This is a genomic window from Paenibacillus sp. FSL R7-0297, assembly GCF_038009025.1.
Taxonomy (GTDB): Bacteria; Bacillota; Bacilli; order Paenibacillales; family Paenibacillaceae; genus Paenibacillus_AQ.
Genome location: NZ_JBBPAQ010000001.1, coordinates 3,471,423 through 3,489,961, shown reverse-complemented (window position 1 = coordinate 3,489,961; position 18,539 = coordinate 3,471,423). Strand labels below are relative to the sequence as shown.

At 52.9% G+C, this 18,539-nt stretch carries 12 protein-coding genes; 4 read left to right on the top strand and 8 right to left on the bottom strand.

Going from position 1 to position 18,539, the window contains the following annotated elements:
- Positions 1-143 precede the first annotated feature (143 nt).
- Positions 144-1,604, top strand: a complete 1,461-nt coding sequence (locus tag MKZ24_RS15155) for an alpha/beta hydrolase family protein (protein WP_340784209.1) — start codon at positions 144-146, stop codon at positions 1,602-1,604.
- A gap of 650 nt (positions 1,605-2,254) precedes the next feature.
- Here the strand turns inward: MKZ24_RS15155 and MKZ24_RS15150 are convergent.
- From MKZ24_RS15150 to MKZ24_RS15125, 6 genes are all read right to left on the bottom strand, one after another.
- A complete protein-coding gene (locus MKZ24_RS15150) occupies positions 2,255-4,681 on the bottom strand; it encodes a glycoside hydrolase family 31 protein (protein WP_340784207.1) in 2,427 nt (808 codons plus the stop codon).
- Positions 4,682-4,717: 36 nt separating this feature from the next.
- On the bottom strand, positions 4,718-5,641 hold the full coding sequence (locus tag MKZ24_RS15145) for a carbohydrate ABC transporter permease (protein ID WP_042238061.1): 924 nt from the start codon (positions 5,639-5,641) through the stop codon (positions 4,718-4,720).
- A 16-nt stretch (positions 5,642-5,657) separates the two neighbouring features.
- Positions 5,658-6,581 (bottom strand): ABC transporter permease, encoded by a 924-nt coding sequence (locus tag MKZ24_RS15140; RefSeq protein ID WP_042238062.1) that lies wholly within the window; start codon positions 6,579-6,581, stop codon positions 5,658-5,660.
- Positions 6,582-7,100: 519 nt separating this feature from the next.
- Positions 7,101-8,384 (bottom strand): alpha-amylase family glycosyl hydrolase, encoded by a 1,284-nt coding sequence (locus MKZ24_RS15135; protein WP_340784206.1) that lies wholly within the window; start codon positions 8,382-8,384, stop codon positions 7,101-7,103.
- Positions 8,385-8,401: 17 nt separating this feature from the next.
- Positions 8,402-9,028: a LacI family DNA-binding transcriptional regulator gene (locus MKZ24_RS15130; protein WP_052416623.1), complete on the bottom strand. Its 627-nt coding sequence runs from the start codon at positions 9,026-9,028 to the stop codon at positions 8,402-8,404.
- 49 nt (positions 9,029-9,077) lie between these two features.
- Positions 9,078-10,685, bottom strand: a complete 1,608-nt coding sequence (locus MKZ24_RS15125) for an extracellular solute-binding protein (protein WP_042238065.1) — start codon at positions 10,683-10,685, stop codon at positions 9,078-9,080.
- A gap of 318 nt (positions 10,686-11,003) precedes the next feature.
- Here MKZ24_RS15125 and MKZ24_RS15120 point away from each other — a divergent pair, with 318 nt between their 5' ends.
- From MKZ24_RS15120 to MKZ24_RS15110, 3 genes are all read left to right on the top strand, one after another.
- Positions 11,004-12,743: a sensor histidine kinase gene (locus MKZ24_RS15120; protein WP_042238067.1), complete on the top strand. Its 1,740-nt coding sequence runs from the start codon at positions 11,004-11,006 to the stop codon at positions 12,741-12,743.
- Entirely contained in the window at positions 12,740-14,350 is a 1,611-nt protein-coding gene (locus MKZ24_RS15115) for a response regulator (RefSeq protein WP_042238068.1), read from the top strand. The genes MKZ24_RS15120 and MKZ24_RS15115 overlap by 4 nt, the downstream gene beginning before the upstream one ends.
- Positions 14,351-14,905: 555 nt before the next feature.
- Positions 14,906-15,922, top strand: coding sequence for an ABC transporter substrate-binding protein (locus MKZ24_RS15110; protein WP_042238071.1), 1,017 nt, complete (start codon positions 14,906-14,908; stop codon positions 15,920-15,922).
- Positions 15,923-16,048: 126 nt separating this feature from the next.
- On the opposite strand, the gene MKZ24_RS15105 is transcribed toward MKZ24_RS15110, so the two are convergent.
- Both MKZ24_RS15105 and MKZ24_RS15100 read right to left on the bottom strand, forming a co-directional pair.
- Positions 16,049-17,041 (bottom strand): Gfo/Idh/MocA family protein, encoded by a 993-nt coding sequence (locus MKZ24_RS15105; RefSeq protein WP_042238073.1) that lies wholly within the window; start codon positions 17,039-17,041, stop codon positions 16,049-16,051.
- Positions 17,042-17,180: 139 nt separating this feature from the next.
- A complete protein-coding gene (locus MKZ24_RS15100; RefSeq protein ID WP_042238074.1) occupies positions 17,181-18,536 on the bottom strand; it encodes a glycoside hydrolase family 30 protein in 1,356 nt (451 codons plus the stop codon).
- Between the last annotated feature and the right edge of the window lie 3 nt (positions 18,537-18,539).

The window sequence follows — 18,539 nt, the reverse complement described above, 5'->3', positions numbered from 1 at the left end:
TGGAAACGCCTGTCCGAAGAACCCTTTTAACCCAAATTTAAACCCGGCAGCTACCGGTATTTAACCTTCCATATGTACACTTTAGATAGGCTGAATCTATGAAACATGCGGTCTTACTGGGGATGTAAATATAGGAGGTACATATGAGAGTATTGGAGATTATTTTGACTGTGTCCGCATTATTATTAATGTTCAGCTTCGTGTCTGGCAAGGGCGTTCTCAAGGTGAAAATAGCTTTAACTGCGGTTAGCGGCACATTGTGCGCAGCACAGCTTGGGCTCGAAGGGTACCGCTGGCAAATGGCGGGCGTGTATGTAATTGTGCTGCTTGGCCTAATCATCCGCATTGCAGGAATAATTAGCGGCCGTTCGCGGAAGCTGTTGTCCACTGGCCAAAAAACCAGGAAATCTGCATTCCGCCGGTTGAAACGCGGCTGGGCAATAGCAGGTACCGCAGCAGGTATACTTATAGTGATCTGCTCGGCAGTGCTCTCTTCCATGATCCCGGTTGTGGAGTTACCCGCTCCTTCAGGGCCTTTTGCCGTTGGCATGCAGACTCTACATCTCACCGACAGCAGCCGGCCTGAATCTCAGACACCTGACCCCGGGGACTCACGGGAGCTGATGGTTTATGTCTGGTATCCGGCCCCGGCGGAGAAGGGTCACCAGACTGCACCTTTGCTGCCTGGTGATAAACAGAGCAACCGGAAGGTTATGTCCGCTTTTGCCGGATCATTAGGAATCCCATCCTTCTCCCTCGATTATTGGGCATATATTCATACGAATGCTTACCGGAATGCGGACTGGCTGCGCTCAGAGGGACCTTATCCGCTGATTCTGATCAATCACGGCCTCGGTACCTCAAGTCTGCTGCATACCACACTTGCAGAGAACCTGGCAGCGAACGGTTATATTGTAGCGGCCGTAGATCATACTTACAGTACAGCGGCTACTTTATTTCCAGACGGCACAGTTACCGAGTTCAGCGAGTCTTTAAGCAGTGATCATTTCATAGCAACAGGAACGCAGCTGGGCAACGTATGGAACGACGATAACCGCTTTGTCCTCAGCCAATTGAAGCAGCAATTCGCAGATTACATAGATACTGATCTCATCGGGATAGCAGGACACTCCTTCGGTGGAGCAGCTGCGTACGAGGCGATGTTCTCCATTCCTGAGCTTAAAGCGGGAATTGATCTGGATGGAAGCTTGTATACCCTCACAGGTCCGTCCCTGGGTAAACCGTTTTTGTTCATAGAGTCAGAGGATTACAATAACCGGAAGAAGCAGATTTCAGATCCGGATATCGATGCCGAGGAAAAAATAATGAATAACGCCAGGCTAAGCGGGGGCGGCAAGCTCTATATCAAAGGCACAGCACACTTCAACTTTACAGATCTGCAGCTCTATTCAAGCCTGCTGAAGTACACCGGAATGACGGGCGGCATTGACGGCGGGCGAAGCAATGAAATTGTGAATCAGCTTGTGCTGGATTTCTTCAACAGCCATTTGAAGGGAATCCATGAGGATGGAGAGGATGCCGGGACCGCTGCTGGGACCGCTGCCGGGACGGATGCCGGGTATGATGAGGTGGTTAGGCCTTAATCTCCTTGGAATACATATCGCTAGCTTGGCTGTTCACTTCTGGTTTACTTCTGGTTTGCTTCTGGTTTGCTTCTGGTTTGCTTCTGACTTGCTTCTGACTTGCTTAGGTCTTTAACCTGTTCCTTGCGGACTGTACCGCGCTTATTTTCAGTCCTGGGCACGATTCGCCAGGCCAACGGACTCCAGCGCGCTTATTGTCTCGCCACGGAGCCGATTTCAGGTGAATCCTGGCAAATAGCTGCATCTGAGTCCGTTAGCACAGAAAAAAGGTGCTTTTCGAGGAAATAAGGTCTCCTCAGTCCGTAACAGGTGTACCATGCGATAAAGCCGCTAATATATGCTAGAAACTGTAAGAATTTCCGTATCCACCTATCAGAATCTAATTCTCCATCCTGAATGCTCCACCTGTTCGGCTTCAAAAAGTCCCCCTGAGAATTCCCCGTTTATGCAGACGGGTAATTCTCAGGGGGACAACACTGAACGCTCCATGCTTCATGCTTATGTCTCATACTCATACTCATACTCATACTCATACTCATACTCATGTTCATGCTGAATGCTTATGCTCAATACTCATGCCTCATGCTCCATGCTTCACATTTCGCGCTTCACGTTATACTCCTTGCTTCACATCCGGAGACGCAGGCCGCTTACAACCGGGCCGTCACAATCTCACATATCGCCCCATACAGCGCAGGCTCCAGCTCCAGCGAGGATAGCGCGGCAAGTGCCGCCGCAGGACCCGCGTTCTCCTTCACCAGCCGGTAGATTTGCTCCTTATGGTCGAACCGGATCTGCGCATGGTTTAGCAGCGCAAATACCTCCTCCTCCACCCTGTTCACCGCAACCCGCGCCGTAGTGAGCATTACCGCCAGCTCCTCAGTCACCTCAAGCTCCGGCACAGTAACGGTCAGGGTATGCGAAGCCTCATCATACTTAGTTTCGGCCGCAACCGCTCCTCCTCCAGCCATGACTGTCACCTCTGTCTCTGCACAGCCCATGAAGAGCAGCTTCCAGCTCCGCCGCTCCGGCACCATCGCAGTATTACCCTGCGCAGGCTGAATGGTGAAGACCGCCGACTGTCCGGCTTGTCCCCATGCCAGGGCCATCCCGGTAACACACCAGTTCCCGTCCAGGTCTTCCGCAGTGTCACCTGCGTCCTCCCAGAGCTGGAACTGGCCGTCCGCTCCGGCAAACACCCGTACCTCCAGCCGTTCCGGGTTGGCCACCGATGACGTATACTCCGTCAGATCGGCCAGCGGCACGATGGCCCCCGCCTTCGCCAGCACCGGAATATGCTCCAGCGTGCGGTACAAGGACAGCCTTCTGCCGCCGTCATAGACTCTTCCGCTGAAGAAGTCGGTCCACAGCCCTTCCGGCAGCCAGGCCTTGAACTCCGCCACGCCTGTCTTGGAATGTACAGGCCGGGTAATCGGACATGCGATCAGCTCGGTGCCGAAATAATACTGATTCGGCACCCCGTAAGCTTCCCGCTGCTCCGCGTGATGGTAATACATCGGCTGCACCAGCGGAAGTCCTTCCCGGCTGGCATAACGGTTCATCGTATACAGATAGGGCAGCAGGCGGTGCCGCAGACGCAGGGAATCCTTCATAGCCTCCCCGGCAATTCGATTGAACCGCCATGGCTCCTTGCTGTTGAACGGACTGGCTGAGCTGTGCAGCCGCAGCAGCGGGGAGAATACGCCGAACTGCACCCAGCGCAATGCCAGCTCATCATCCAGATACCCGCCCATATGGCCGCCGATATCATGACTCCACCAGCCATACCCGCTATTGGACGCCGTTGCCGTGAAATACGGCTGGAAGTCCAACGACTCCCAGGTGATGATCGTGTCGCCGGAGAACCCTACCGGATAACGGTGGCTGCCAAGACCTGCATAACGCGAGAAGGTAAGCCGCCGCTTCCCCCGCCGGCCGCTGTCCAGGTAATGATAGTGATTCAGCATCCAGAGCGGATCAAGACCCGGAACCTTAGTCATCCCGCCCTGCTGCCAGTCGATCCACCAGAAGTCAACGCCCTCTTCCTCCAGCGGATAATGCAGGAACTTGAAGTAGGCCTGCAGGAACTGCGGATCGGTAATATCAAACTCCACTGCCTCCCCTTGCTCCGGGTCCATGCCCAACTCCCCCGCAATTGCCAGATACGGCTCCTCGAAGGCCCGTACCCCGTCAGCGGGATGGACATTTAGCGTTACGCGCAAGCCCCTGCCATGCAGCCAGTCCAGGAAACGCTGCGGGTCCGGGAACAGCTCCCGGTTCCAGGTGTAGCCGGTCCAGCCGCTGCCGTACTTCGGATCAATATCGACCAGATGCCAGTCCATATCCATCACCGCTACGGAGAACGGAAGCTGCTCCTGTTCAAAACGTTCAATCAGCGTAATATACTCTTCCTCGGAATACCGGTAATACCGGCTCCACCAGTTGCCAAGCGCATACCGCGGCAGTAGCGGAGTGCTGCCGCACAGCCGGTAGAAATCCTTCAGGCACTTCAGGTATTCATGTCCATAGCCGAACAGGTACAGATCGATTCCCTCCTGCTCCCGCTGCTGCACCGTCCCGTCTGCTTCCAGGAGCAGAGAACGGCTGTCATCCACCACCGTAACGCCTCCACGCGACAGCAACCCCGGCTCCAGCGGAATGACACCGTCGGCATTATCCAGCGTGCGCGCGGTACCGCCGAGATCCTGCTCCTCATCCCCATAGTGCCAAACGCTCAGCAAATGTCCGGATTCATTCCTCACCTTCACACTCAGCCCATGCCGGGAGAAGGGCGCTTTGTCATAGGTGAGCTGCAGGCGGTCCGTCATAATTTCAAGCCTGTTCCCGAGATCGGTCACCCGGAAGTCAGGAACCGGGAACTTACGGTTCATCACCATCTGGGTCGCCCGGTCTTCGAAGCCTCCCTTAGGACTGTATTCCATCCGGATCAGCGCCGGAGTAAGCACTGTGAACCGGTAGCATTCGCCTTGAATGACTGCCCCAGCACTTGCGGCCGGTTCAGATGCGAACCGTAAGTGCTCCGGCAGCGGCAGCAGCTCTTGAGTTGTTGTTTTCATCGATAAACCTCATTTCTGCGTAGATAAGCAATCTGTCTATTCCTTCACGGCACCAATCATGACGCCTTGATTGAAATACTTCTGGACGAACGGATACACACACATAATGGGAACTGTAGCAATGATAATAACGGAATAGCGCATCATATTAGCCAGACGCAGGGCAATCTGTGCCGCTTCACCGCTGCCGATGCCCGACTGCATCTGATTCGTGATCAGAATGTTACGGAGAATCAGCTGCAGCGGATACATATTCGGATTCTTCAGATAGATTAGCGCGTTGAAGTAGGAGTTCCAATACCCGACGGCAATCCATAGGCCGAGCACGGCAATAATCGCTTTGGACAGCGGCAGCACCACCTGCAGGAAATAACGCAGATTCCCGCAGCCGTCAATCTGCGCCGCTTCCCACAGATCTCCGGGAAGGCTCGTCTGGAAGAAGGTCCGGGCTACGATAATGTTGTAGACGCCAACCGAGAACGGCAGCACCATAACCAGGAAGGTATCATACATGTGGAAGTCCCGGATCGTCAGGAAGGTCGGGATCAGCCCGCCGTTGAAGAACATGGTGAAGATGAAGAACAGCGAGAGGATTTTGCGTCCCGCCAGGTCTTTTCTGGACAGTGCGTAGGCTGCCGATATATTCACAACCAGACCAATGACCGTCCCCACCACCGTATAGAGGATGGTATTCCGGTAGCCAATCCAGATGTTTTTATGCCGCAGCAGCTCCTGGTAACCGTCAAGCGTGAACCCCCTCGGGAACAGCCAGACCTTGCCGCCCGCCACCGCAGACGGATCACTGAATGAAGCAATGACGATGAAATACAGCGGATAGATCAGGATGATCAGAAACAGGACAGCGATAACATACATAATAATTTCCATTACCGAATCCGAGGACCGGTTATTTTTGATTTTGCCAGTTCTCTTGCTGGCTGCAGGCTCTAGTACTCCCATTGTGCTGCTCCCCTTTCTACCACAGGCTGTTTTCACTAAGTTTTTTGGAAAGCTGGTTCACCATGATCAGCAGAATAAAGTTGATGACCGTATTGAACAGGTTGATCGCTGACGAGAAGCTGTATTGGCTGCTGAGCAGGCCGATTTTGTAAACATAGGTGGACAGAATCTCACTGGAGGTGATATTCAGATCATTCTGCATCAGATAGACCTTCTCAAATCCTACGCCCAGCAGACCGCCCACCCGGAGAATCAGCAGCGTGATCGCCGTCGGCATCAGCATCGGGATATCGATATAACGGACTTTATTCCAGCGGCTGGCCCCATCCACCGTAGCAGCTTCGTACAGGCTCGGATCGACCGACGAGAGCGCGGCAATGAAAATAATGCTGTCCCAGCCGACATGCTGCCACACATCCGACCAGACATACACACTGCTGAATAGCGAGGTCGAGCCCATCAGATCAGGAGCCTCCCCGCCGAACAGGCTGTACAGATTACCGACCAGCCCGGTGCTTGGCGAGAGCAGAATCATCATCAGGCCTACCATTACGACTGTGGAGATGAAATGCGGCATATATGACACGGTCTGGAAAAAACGTCTGAACCGGTTCGGCCGCATCTGATTGACCATTAGCGCAAGGATAATCGGGATCGGGAAGGTGATCAGGCTGTACACGCTAATAATCAGCGTATTCTTAATCGTGTTCGAGAATTGATAGGAATTGAAGAACTTGTCAAAATACTTGAATCCCGCCCACGGACTGCCGTCAATTCCCAGCGCCGGGCTGTAATTCTTGAAGGCGATGAGCACCCCGTACATCGGTTTGTATGCGAACAATAACGTAAGCACAACTGCGGGAAGCAGCAATAGATACAGTCCCCAGTTTCGTTTGATCTGTCCGATGGCTGCTGCCGGACTGGACTGACCGGATTTCATTGTGACCCCTCCTAAAAGTTTGAGTTTGTTAGCATAAGCTTCATGATCGACTTCGGCAAAACTCGCTCCGGTAGCCTACGCTTATCTATATTTTCATTCAGTATACCTGCCCCCCGCCGCGCCAGCCGGACCTCCTCACAGCGTAAACCGGACTTTCGTTGTCCGCAGGAGAGAACTTCGCGCGGCCCGTTACCCGGGAGACACTAAGCCAGACGGTATGCAGACTTCCGCTAACGTTATCCGGACTTTTGGGGCATAAACCCATATGTCGGACACCTGAGCAGGGAACGGATGCTTCCGGAAGGCAAATCCTGCAGCATACTGCGAATCAGGCTTAACCCATCCAGCGTTCACGGCGGAATTAAAGGGGTTTATCCCTTTATTTCCCTCTTTCCGCCCACTTCCGGAGGGAGCAAAGGGACTTTCCCTTCGTCAACAAAAATACCGCCCTGCAGCAGACATCGTTGCGGGACGGCATTTTATCAAAAGGCAGCCTGAAGCTTGCTCACACTGCTTATTTCATGCTTCGATGATCACCGGCCGGCCGCTGCAGTGCAATCTGCCCTCGGCCACGTTTACCGCGCTGCCGTCAATCAAATTGACATACGCTCCATCCGGAAGCTCCAGCTCCACATCTCCCTGCCTGCCTCTCAGGCTGAACACACCAGCCAGCTTCTGCTCACCCCAGGTATGCATGCCGCAGACCATTCCGTCTTCTTCATGTGCCGTAAACTGACAGACACCATGGGCCATAATTGCTTTGTGCTTAATGGGGTACAGCGCTTTGAACAGCCAGGACAGGTCCTTCCCCGTATTCCAGCTGACAGTACACTTGTCGAACAGATCGGGACAGACCTCATTCTCCGTCTCCTGCCCGCCGTAGATCAGCGGCATGCCCTTCTGGAAATACATGAATGCCGTCCAGTTGATCAGCTCATTCTCCTCCGGGAACAGTGCCTTGGCCCGCGGCCGGTCATGGTTCTCCAGAAACCGCAGCTTCACATAATTGCCCGGATAGATATACTCCTGCGCATTGATCTTCTCTATATAGCTGCCCAGCGTAACGCTGCCGTTCAGATAGCCCGTGAAATACGGGTACACATCATAGTCATAGCAGGCATCAAACGCCTGGAGCACCTCGCTGTCGGACAGACTGGCCATGCCCCGGGAACGCAGATGCATCGTGAAGTCCGGTTCGATGGATTCGGCAAGCCATAGGCAGCCGGGGTTAACCGCAGCCACCTCTTCCCTGGCGTTCAGCCAGAAGTCCAGCGGCAGCAGAGGGGCTACGTCACAGCGGAAGCCGTCTACCATTCCGGCCCACATTTTCAGCGATTCGATCTGATAATCCCACAGCTCCTGATTGTTATAGTCCAGATCCACAATGTCGCCCCAGTCGCCAACACGGTTACCAAGCTTGCCCTCCGGAGTCCTGTAGAAGAATTCAGGATGATGTTCCACCAGCCAGGAGTCGGGCGAAGTATGGTTATAGACCACATCAATGATGCATTTCATCCCGAGCCTATGAATGGCCTCCGTCAGACTCCGGAAATCCGCCAGACTGCCAAGCTCCGGATTCATCTCCCGGTAATCCTGATTGGCATAAGGACTGCCAAGCCCGCCCTTGCGGGCCGCAAGGCCAATCGGGTGCACCGGCAGCAGCCAGATAATATCCACACCAAGCTCCTTGATGCGCTCCAGATCCTTCTCTACCGCCTTGAGGGTTCCTTCTTCGCTGTGATTGCGCACATAGATGGAATAGACCACTTGGTTCCGCAGGGTTACTTCCGTTAATTTAGCCATACTTACACTCCTATTGGTTACACGATTCTGCTTGCCTTGAGATGCTCTGGAAGCCTGATCTTCCCGGTTAATGCCCGGACAGCAAGAGTTCCCAGCTCATATCCCTCCCTGACCAGATGCTGCGCAGCCTCAAAATCTGCCATATTCTGCTGCGTACCCGCACTTATGATCCCTTCATCACCGCCGCAGCGGCCTGCCAAGACAAAAGGGTAGCCGCTGCTCTGCAAATACCCCATCACAGCCTCTTCCCCGCTGGATGGCAGCAGAATGACTCCGTCTGCGCGGTGCCCCTTCAAGAGACCGGAGACAGCCTTCAGTTCCTCCTGCTCATCCGCACCTGAACAGATGATCGTGTCATATCCTAAGCGGCCCGCCTCCGCTATAATTCCGCGCAGGGTCTCCATGAACATCAGACCTAAGATGGCCTGCTCTGAAGGTCCCGGCAGCAGAATGCAGAAGCAACGGGCTGACTTCAACACCAGGCTCTTCGCGATGATATTCGGCGTATACCCCAGCTCCTCCATCACCTGCTTCACCTTGCGGGAGACTTCCTCCCGGACCACCGGCCGACCGGACAGCACCCGGGAGACCGTGGAGATGGAGACTCCCGCTCTCCGGGCGACTTTTGCCATCGTAACCGTCATTATAGAAGCCTCCTTCCGCGGATCAGTGGAATCTTTAGAGCTATGGTCTTTATTTCACGCTGTTGTAACGTCCGTATGCATCCGTGCGGATCTTCACCAGCTTATCCAGACCCATATCGTTCAGCTTCTTCACATAAGCATCCCAGTTCCCGTCGATATCCCCTTTGCTGATAAACTGTGCACGCATGGTGTTCACATAAGTATCGATATCCGTGGTCAACGTCGGAAGCTCTTCGAACTCCTCGGAAGTGTACATTACGTTAGGGAACGGTGTCGTTACATATTCACTGCCCAGCTTGTCGAGCTCCAGCTTAAGACCGTCGCCCGCTTCCGGGTTAAGTACGATCTTCTGTTCAAAGGACGGGCTGACATATTTCGGTCCGAAGTCCCGCAGGGACTGATCCCAGTACCAGGCATCTGCGCTGGTTCCGCTTGGAGGGTCCATCAGTGTATAGGTGTCGTTATCATTCTTCTGGATAACCGTTCCGATTGCTCCCCAGAAGTTCTGAATGCTCGCTTCGTTCGTGTAGAACTGGTCCGCCCAGCGTGCGGCAATCTCCGGTGTTTTGCAGGAAGAAGTGATCAGCAGCTCGTTGCGGTTCAGACTCATCCCGATCGGATTGCCGATGGTGTAGCGGTTACCATCCGGTCCGGCAACCGGCGGAATCGTTACATACTGGTCACTCCATTTGCCGAATACGGCATCCGGTGTCCACTGGTAGGTGAAGCCGACGATCGGCGCATCCGGGTTCTGGAACTTGGCTGAGATCATCGTAGCGTCCTGGGTGAACAGCTCTTTGTCGAGCAGACCTTCGGAATACAGCTTATTCTCCCATTTCATGCCTTCCTTGTACTCCTCCGTTATCGGGTAATACACAGCCTTGCCGTCTTTAACCAGCATGTTGTTGGTATTCAGATCGGCAATTCCAAACGGACTGATCATATCATTGCTTACTTCAATATACGGAATTTCATCCGCTTTGCCGTTTCCGTTCGGGTCCTGCTCCTTGAAGGCTTTGAGCACAGTGTAGAGCTCGTCAATCGTTTCCGGAACCTTCAGGCCCAGCTTGTCGAGCCAGGTTTTGTTGATGACCGGCTGGCGTGAGCTCTTCGGACGCGAAGGCAGCCGGGTCGGCATGGAGTAGATTTTACCGTCCGGGAAGGTGCTGATCTTCTTCATATCTGGTGTTTCTTCCATCGCGGCCTTGAGATTAGGCATATACTGATCAATATAATCGTCCAGCGGACGGAAATAGCTGAGATTGTTCACGATATCGGAGTCGGTGAAGGTCTGATCGCCCAGCACGACATCCGGCAGTGTGCCGCTGGCCAGCAGAATGGATTTCTGTTCGGCCCAGTCATTGGAGGACATGACCTGCCAGTCGATTTTGACATTGGTATTCTTCTCGAGATCGATCAGCCACTGGTTCTTGGTGAAGGTATCCCCCATGCTGCCCCAGCGTACCGTCAGTACCTTAAGCGTTACCGGCTCCTTGACGATCGGCAGGCCTTCTTTATTGAAGCTGTCCGTGTCTACAGCCGCCGTGTTATTCTCTTTGTTGCCGCTGCCGCATCCGGCCAGTCCGACAAGCATCGCTGCCGCCATTAGTGAGATCGCCCACGTCTTGGCCACCGGTTTCCTGTTCTGTTTAACCATTCATAATCCCCCGTTTCGATGTATTAGATCCTTTTGACATCCCTAATGATACCTTCTTGCTTCTCCGCATTCCGGACAATAACGCCCTGTTATTCGGACCTATGCATCCGCTTACATTATTTAGGGAAGCCAGCCCCCGGTTTTAGGCAGTTTTCATGACGCTATTCAGACTTTTACTTGCGGTATCCGGACTTTGGGGTGAAAAGCCGGGATTTCCCCATGTTTTTTTGATCCCGGGGTTTTATAATGACTGTGTTACCTACTCGCAAGTAGTACGTCCGGAAACGGACATACAGGAAAGGACTTCACCAGACAACTATGGTCAAAAAAACGGCACGAAACAAACCCTACCCGATACGCCATTATGTTAGAGTCACGATCCTGATCTCATTCATTGTGCTTATTCTGGATCTTGTCATCAGCGTTGCTTCCATTTCCATCGTCAAGCAGCAGTCCACCCGGTATTTGCAGGATACCGCCGATTTGTATATCAACCGGATTAATCATGATTTTGCCTACATTAATCATTATATGGGCTGGACGCTCGCGAACGATGAGAGCCTGAATATGATGAATGCCCACGACAAGACCAGCAAAGAGTTTATTAATTCAAACGAGGATTTGCACAAACGGTTTACAGAGCTCCAGAAGAATTACGGGCAGGAATATAACTTTTTCTACTATTTAAAAAACCAATCCTTCTTCCTGAATTGCGCCCCCATCAGCATCGATTATACCGTCTACCGGGAGCTGAAGAAGCAGATTATTTCTTTTATTGATGATAAAGAGGTGTATGAGAAGTTCTATTCCCGCTGGACCCCTATACTCGTGAACGGTAAATATTACATTATCAACATTGTTCCGTACCACAACCGTTATTTCATCGGGATGATCTCGGCCGATAATCTCATTACCCCGCTCCGCCAGATTAATTTGGGTGCGAACGGCTATGCTTCACTTGTTGATGAGAACGGGACAGACCTCTCCACTCTGGTCTCGAACAGCGGCAAGCCTCTGCAGGAAGAGGCGGGCATCCGGAACCTGTTCCAGTCGCGCACAACCATTGAGAGTGAGTTCTCCGGTACAGCCTTCAGCGCCAAGATGGTAATCAAATTCGGGGCTTTCGAGAAAATTATGATTGCCCAGCTGCTCATCATGCTGCTCTTCTTCATGGTCACCTCTACGCTCTGCGCCGTCATGCTGTTCTTCAACCGCAAGGTGCTCGGACCGATCCAGAGCTTCTCGGAGAGTCTGACGCACCTGAATGAAGACGGCCAGCCCGCCGGGTTCAAGAGCAGCACAATCATCGAGCTGGAAGAGGCCAGCGCGCAGTTCAAGGATTTGGCCCTGCAGATCCGCAATTACAAAATCGCCATGTACGAGCAGGAACTGGAGAAGCAGAGTATCCAGCTGGACTTCATGAAGCAGCAGATCAAGCCCCATTTCTTCCTGAATTGCCTGACCAGTATCTACAGCATGGCGCAGATTCAAATGTACGAGGAGATTGAGCAGATGGCGATGTCCACCTCGAAATATTTCAGATATATTTTTCAAGGCAGCGAGGACTTTGTCCTGCTTAAGGATGAGATTGAGCATGTGCGGATCTATCTCGATATTCAGAAAAGCAGGTACCGGGACGCTTTCATCTATCAGATTGAACAGGAAGCGCAGACTACAGACATGAAGATCCCTCCGCTGGTGCTGCAGACCTTTATCGAGAATTCAATCAAATACGCGATCTCCAGAGCTAACGAGGTGCAGATCAGGCTTACTGTGAAACGCCGCAGAATGGATAATGAAGAGATGACCATGATCCAGATTTCCGACACCGGTCCCGGATTCCCCGCAGAGGTGCTGGATAAGCTTGTGCAGGGTAAGCCGCTGGACCAGTCCAAAGGCAACCAGATTGGCATTATGAATACGCTTAAACGGCTGGAATACCTCTATTTGAGCAAAGCAGCCGTCAGCTTTTCCAATCCCGCAGAAGGCGGCGCATGCATCACCCTTTGCCTACCGGATCTGCCGGAACTCTCAACAGGAACGGAGCAACTCTTATGAATATTTTGCTGGTTGATGATGACTACTATGTAATTGCCGCGCTGCAAAAGAGAATGGACTGGGCGCTGCTTCAGATCGAAACCGTGTTCACTGCGAGCAATGTGTCACAGGCCCAGGACATCCTGGAGAACCATTCTGTGCAGATTCTCATCTCCGATATCGAGATGCCGCAGGGGAGCGGGCTGGAGCTGCTGGCCTGGATCAGAGAGCGGCAATACAGGATCCAGACGATCCTGCTGACTAACTATGCCGATTTCAACTATGCCCAGAAGGCGATTGAGCTGCAGAGCTTCGAGTACTTCCTGAAGCCGATCGAATTCGACAAGCTGATGCTGATTATCCAGAAAGCGATATTACGTGCCCGGGAGCAGCAGCATAACGAGAAGGCCATTCAGGAAGGGCAATACTGGCAAAAGAATCAGGCGAAAATTCTCGAGCACTTCTGGCGCAAGCTGGTCAATGACAGCACGGCCTTCCCTATCCGGACCTCTGCCATCTTCCAGGCCATGGAGGAGCAGAACCTGAGCTATCAGATGAATGAGATCATCCAGCCTGTGCTCTTCAATCTCTTCCCCCATAACGGCAGCATGGGCAAGGAAGAGAAGTACCTGTTTGATTTCGCACTGCTGAATGTGCTGTATGAGCTGTTCATGAGCCCGCTTTTCTCGATCGAGAGCATCCTTGAATATAAGGAATCGAACTGGATCGCCATTCTGAAATGGAACAGCGCACCTGAGCTTCACCTACTGGAAGGGCTGTGTAGTTCTTTTATTCAAAAAGCCAATCCGTATTTAAAATGCGATGCCTGCTGTACGATCGGCTTATCTGGTGAACTTGGCGAGGTCGGCAGTATCTTCAAATCCACCCTCACGATGGATGAGGAGATTACCCGCAGCCGCAACCATACCTTCCTGGTGGAGACCTATCTGCAGCATAGCAAAGCCGCCTATCTTCCGCCGGATCTGACGCAGCTGGAGGAGCTACTCAGCCAGAACAACCTTTCCGCCTTTCTGGCCGAGGTGACTGGATACCTGCGGGGGATGCTCCGGGGCCGGGCGCTGGATACCTCTGTCCTCAGCCTGTTCCGGCTTGATATCGTGCAGCTCGTCTACTCCTTCCTCAAAATGAAGGGCATTCAGGTTCACAAATTATATACTGGCAAAACCCATGACCAGCTGCTGCTGCACTCGCTGGCTTCCATTGAAGATATGGAGGAATACCTGAACTATCTGGTCAGCACGGCGATGAAATACCGGGACTTCACCTCGCAGCCCCAGTCGGTAGCCGAAGAGATCAAGCAATACATCCATACCCATTACGGCGATGATCTGACCCGGGGCGATCTGGCAGAGATTGTCTACCTGAATCCGGATTATCTGGCCCGGCTGTTCAAGAAGGAGACCGGCATTTCCTTAGGCAGCTATGTCATTCAGGTCCGAATCGCCGCTGCCAAGCACCTGCTCGAAACGACCCACCATTCCGTCTATACCATTGCGAACAAGGTAGGCTACTCTAACTACTCTTATTTCTCCAAGCTGTTCAAGCAGGAGGTCGGCCTGCCGCCGAATGAATATAAGAAGGATCAGCATTCTCAATCGGTGCTGTAGCCCCTACATTTCCAACTCTAGCACAAAGATGCCGCTGCACCACTTGGATGGTGCAGCGGCATCTTTGTGCTGTTGCTGATAGAGTGCGGGTATCGAGGAGTGACTTAATGAGTACCTTTGGGGAGTAGCTTGGATAAGTAACTTAATGAGTAGCTTTAGAGAGTACCTGTTGAGGATTGACAACTCTCTTGTTCCTCTCTATTATAATAAATTATAATCTAGTGATAATGATTATCATCTTCATTTAGGTGCAAGGGCATTTTCACAGTTGAGGACCGGCTGCGCTTACCTCCAACCTTTCCCACCGCCTCCAGCCTCTGCGAACCATTCAAATCCGTTGTAAATAGCGGGATGTGGTAGTTAGTGGGATATACCCCTTTAAGTTCACTACAAGTACACGGAGCAAAACCGCTGCGAGAGCTTCTACTTTTTTTGCCAAACGGCCAGTTAGCAACAAACAAGGTTGTTGCAAGAAATAAGATCTGCTCAGTCCGTTACAGGCCGGAACCCCTCTCCCGCAAGTCCAAAACAAACCATCATAAAGGAGCGTCACCCATGCTAAGCACAAAAAAGATATTTCTTCCATTAACCTTCCTTCTACTAATGTTAATCCTGGCCTCCTGCGGACAATCGAACAACAGTAACAACGCAGCTCCAGCTTCTGCGGCTGCAACGGCGGCTGCTACTGAAGCACCTGCTGCCACTCCGGAGGCAACTGAGCCCGCTACGGCTGCAACACGGCTGTACACGGATTATAAAAAGAGAGAGGTAGAAATCCCGACCGATCCGCAGCATATTGTATATGTCGGCAGCAATCCTGGTGACCTTCTGGCGCTTGGAATAAAGCCTATAGGGGCTTCGCTTAGCGTCATCGGGACGCAGGTTGCCTACCCCGATCTGCTCGAAGGCATTGAAGATATCGGATACCCTTTCTCTCCTGAGAAGATCCTGGCCCTATCACCGGACCTGATTATTTTTGACGACTGGGATGAGACCGGGATTGAGGCGTTAAGCCAAATTGCACCGACCGTAGTAGTCGGCCTTGACGGCACCTTCCCGACGGAAGAGCGTGTACGGCAGATTGCTGAATTGTTCGGCCGCACGGAACAGGCGGATACCTGGTTCAACGCTTATAAAGCAAAGGTTTCCTCCGTGAAGGAGCAGCTGAACTTAACAGAAGGCGAAACCGCTACGTCCCTGCTTGTCCTGGGCTCTGATCTGTATATCATGGGCAACAAAGGCCTGAACGAAACGCTGTACGGACAGCTCGGATTCAAACCGACAGAAGGTGTCCAGAAGCTGATTGATGCCGACGAACGGTTCGCGAACATCTCCGACGAGGTGCTGACGCAGTATATCGGCACACACATGTTCATTCTGACCGACAACAGCAGCGAAACCGTAGCGAGACAGACGGCACTTACAGATAGCGGCTTATGGAAAGCTATTCCTGCCGTCAAAGAAGGCCGCGTCTACACCTTCGACAGCAAGTACAACTTCGACGACCCGATTACGCTGGACAGGCTGCTGGATGAGATCACCAGTATCTTTAGTAGTCCGGGGACCAAATAACACAACTTTTCATCCAGATGCAGCCTATCAAGAAAGGGATGTCCTCCGCCAACTAACGGCCGGGACATCCCTTTGCTCATTCATCTAACCGGTTCAGCTTCATCAGCTTGCTGGTTCTTCGCCAGTTTAAGCCAGTGCCGATAAGATCAGATCGCATAATTCCATCGTCTGTACATTATCCCTTCCGCTGGACAGCGGAGCCTGACCCTTCCGGCAGCAGTCCATGAAATGCTCCATTTCCCCGACAAAACCCCGGAGATACAGATCTCTAAGACCGCCGGACATCGCCGAAGCCGAAGGTGTCAGGACGGTATCCTGCTCCTCCAGCGATTGCCACGGCAGCCTGCTGCCGGAATACGATCTGTGGATCTTAAGCGTGTTGAGCTCATCGGCAAGGGCAAACCCCTGGTCGAAAGTAACCAGCACACTCTCGCTCTCCCTGGACCATGCGCTCATGCCGGAGAAAGACAGGCTGCCCACTACACCGCTGGCAAACTTTATGGAGAGACTCTGCGAGATACACTCCCCGCTGCTGCCCGACATGCCTGACACCTGAGCGGCCTTTCCGAACAAATATCGGGTCAGATCGACCATATGAATGGCCGCCAGCTTAATGAACTGTTCCTCATCCTTACAGAAGGGGGTACTGTCCACGGCAAACTTCACCTGAAAAGATCTGGCGGCACCCAGACTTCCATCCTCAATAAGTGCTTTAAGTTTCTGATACACAGGAGCATACCGCTTCATAAAGCCGACCATCAGAACAACCCCTGCTTTCTCCGCAGCCTCTGCCATCACAAGCGCCTCCGTTGCATTCCAGCCCAGCGGTTTGTCTACATAGACATTTTTGCCTGCCCGGATGCAGTCCAGCACAAGTGAAGGCTGATCCCCGGGCTGGGCTACCACAACCACGCCGTCGCAGGCTTCATTCTGGAGCATCGCTCTATAATCCCCGTATGGTGTCCCGCTGCTCCCGAAACGCTGAAGCGCAGCTGCCGAACGCTCCAGGCTGCGGGTCGCAATAGCCTGAATGTCCGCCTTCGCTTCCACTGCCGCAGGATATATATTCGTGGCGGCATGGAAGCCTGCCCCGATGAAACAAAGCTTGATCGTACTCACTGGATGAATCGCTCCTTCTTCGTATGAGGCTTCTTAGTTGCTTATATCTTAACGCAGGCTGTGCCATTAGAAAAAGGACAGGTGTCCCTGTCCTTTCTCTGCATTCAATATACGCATGTGACCGGAGCTTAACGCCTGCCTACTCCCTATTGCCGTCCACCTTCAATGAAACAGCGCTTTTTGGTGCCATGGAGAAGGTCAGCACCTCTCCCCCCTGCAGCTTCACAGCTACCTTCTCTTGCGTATCCCCATTGTTGAACAAAACCGCCGCAACCGATCCGTCACTGTTGCGGAAGGCAACGGAGCGTACTTGCTCATTGCTCGCGGCAGAAGCAAGCCGCAGCGCCTTTGGCCGGATGACTTTGCTGAAATGTGCCAGCGCGTAATAATCCAGGGTATACGTAAGCTCCCCGGTCTGCTGGTTGACCGTCACTACTCCGCGGCAGGTACTCTTGCCGAAGCCGGGAACGGTGGGGCCATTCTGCTCATCCAGCGCCATATTCCACAGCACGAACGACTTGCTGTGATTCCTCAGGATCTCAATTCCCGTACGCATTACATTGGAGAACGCCTGCTCAAACGGCGGAATCCATTCCCCGCCCGAGCCTTCGGTGAAATGTACCTCTTTGCCGGGATAAGCCTTTAACACCTCGGACTGTGCGGCCGGTGCGCCGCCGTACCAGTGCCAGGCTACACCATCCACTTCAGTTGCAGCCTCCGCTAGAACAGACAGCGCATAGTCCGGCCGGTCCCAGTTGTGGTCATAGCAGAGGATTTTAGTCCCCAGTCCGTGCTTCTGGAAGCTTGGCTTCAGAAACCTGCGGATGAACTCCAGCTGCTCCTCCGGAAGCATCAGCATACTCGGATAGTGCTGCGGTTCATAGAGCGGCTCATTCTGCGCAGTGACGGCATAGGTAGGCAGACCGTGAGCCGCGAAGGCCTGGATATAGCGGACAAAATAATCCGCATACACCTGATAATGCTCCGGCTTCAATTGGCCGGCAATCATCGACCCGCTGGTCTTCATCCAGCCCGGCGCACTCCAGGGCGAAGCCATCAGCTTGATTTCCGGATTCAGCTTCAGCGCCTGCTGCAATAAAGGGATAATATCCGCTTCATCATGGGCAATGGAGAACCCGGACAATTCGGGATCGGTCTCGTTCTCAGGCAGATCGTTATAGCTGTAGACCGTTCTGGCATAATCCGATGCCCCCATCGGATTCCGCAGGAAGGACAACCCTATCCCGTCCTGCGGGTGGAACAGCTTGCTCATTACTTCCGTTCTTCGCTCCTCGTCAAGCACCTGATGAATCAGATAGGCGGCCGAATCCGTGAAAGAGGCCCCGAACCCATCCATCTCCTGGTAGGTTTGACTGGCATCTATCTCAACTGTGGCGGTAACCGCATCCGCTGAAATCTGCGGCAGCTGTGCAACAGACTGCTCCACAAACAGCTCGTCTTCTCCGTTAGACTGATACATGATAATCTCCCGCATGTG

Excerpts from the sequence above, each read along its gene's own strand:
- MKZ24_RS15155 (WP_340784209.1), top strand. The coding sequence starts at position 144 with ATGAGAGTATTGGAGATTATTTTGACTGTGTCCGCATTATTATTAATG.
- MKZ24_RS15150 (WP_340784207.1), bottom strand. The coding sequence starts at position 4,681 with ATGAAAACAACAACTCAAGAGCTGCTGCCGCTGCCGGAGCACTTACGG.
- MKZ24_RS15145 (WP_042238061.1), bottom strand. The coding sequence starts at position 5,641 with ATGGGAGTACTAGAGCCTGCAGCCAGCAAGAGAACTGGCAAAATCAAA.
- MKZ24_RS15140 (WP_042238062.1), bottom strand. The coding sequence starts at position 6,581 with ATGAAATCCGGTCAGTCCAGTCCGGCAGCAGCCATCGGACAGATCAAA.
- MKZ24_RS15135 (WP_340784206.1), bottom strand. The coding sequence starts at position 8,384 with ATGGCTAAATTAACGGAAGTAACCCTGCGGAACCAAGTGGTCTATTCC.
- MKZ24_RS15130 (WP_052416623.1), bottom strand. The coding sequence starts at position 9,028 with ATGACGGTTACGATGGCAAAAGTCGCCCGGAGAGCGGGAGTCTCCATC.
- MKZ24_RS15125 (WP_042238065.1), bottom strand. The coding sequence starts at position 10,685 with ATGGTTAAACAGAACAGGAAACCGGTGGCCAAGACGTGGGCGATCTCA.
- MKZ24_RS15120 (WP_042238067.1), top strand. The coding sequence starts at position 11,004 with ATGGTCAAAAAAACGGCACGAAACAAACCCTACCCGATACGCCATTAT.
- MKZ24_RS15115 (WP_042238068.1), top strand. The coding sequence starts at position 12,740 with ATGAATATTTTGCTGGTTGATGATGACTACTATGTAATTGCCGCGCTG.
- MKZ24_RS15110 (WP_042238071.1), top strand. The coding sequence starts at position 14,906 with ATGCTAAGCACAAAAAAGATATTTCTTCCATTAACCTTCCTTCTACTA.
- MKZ24_RS15100 (WP_042238074.1), bottom strand. The coding sequence starts at position 18,536 with ATGCGGGAGATTATCATGTATCAGTCTAACGGAGAAGACGAGCTGTTT.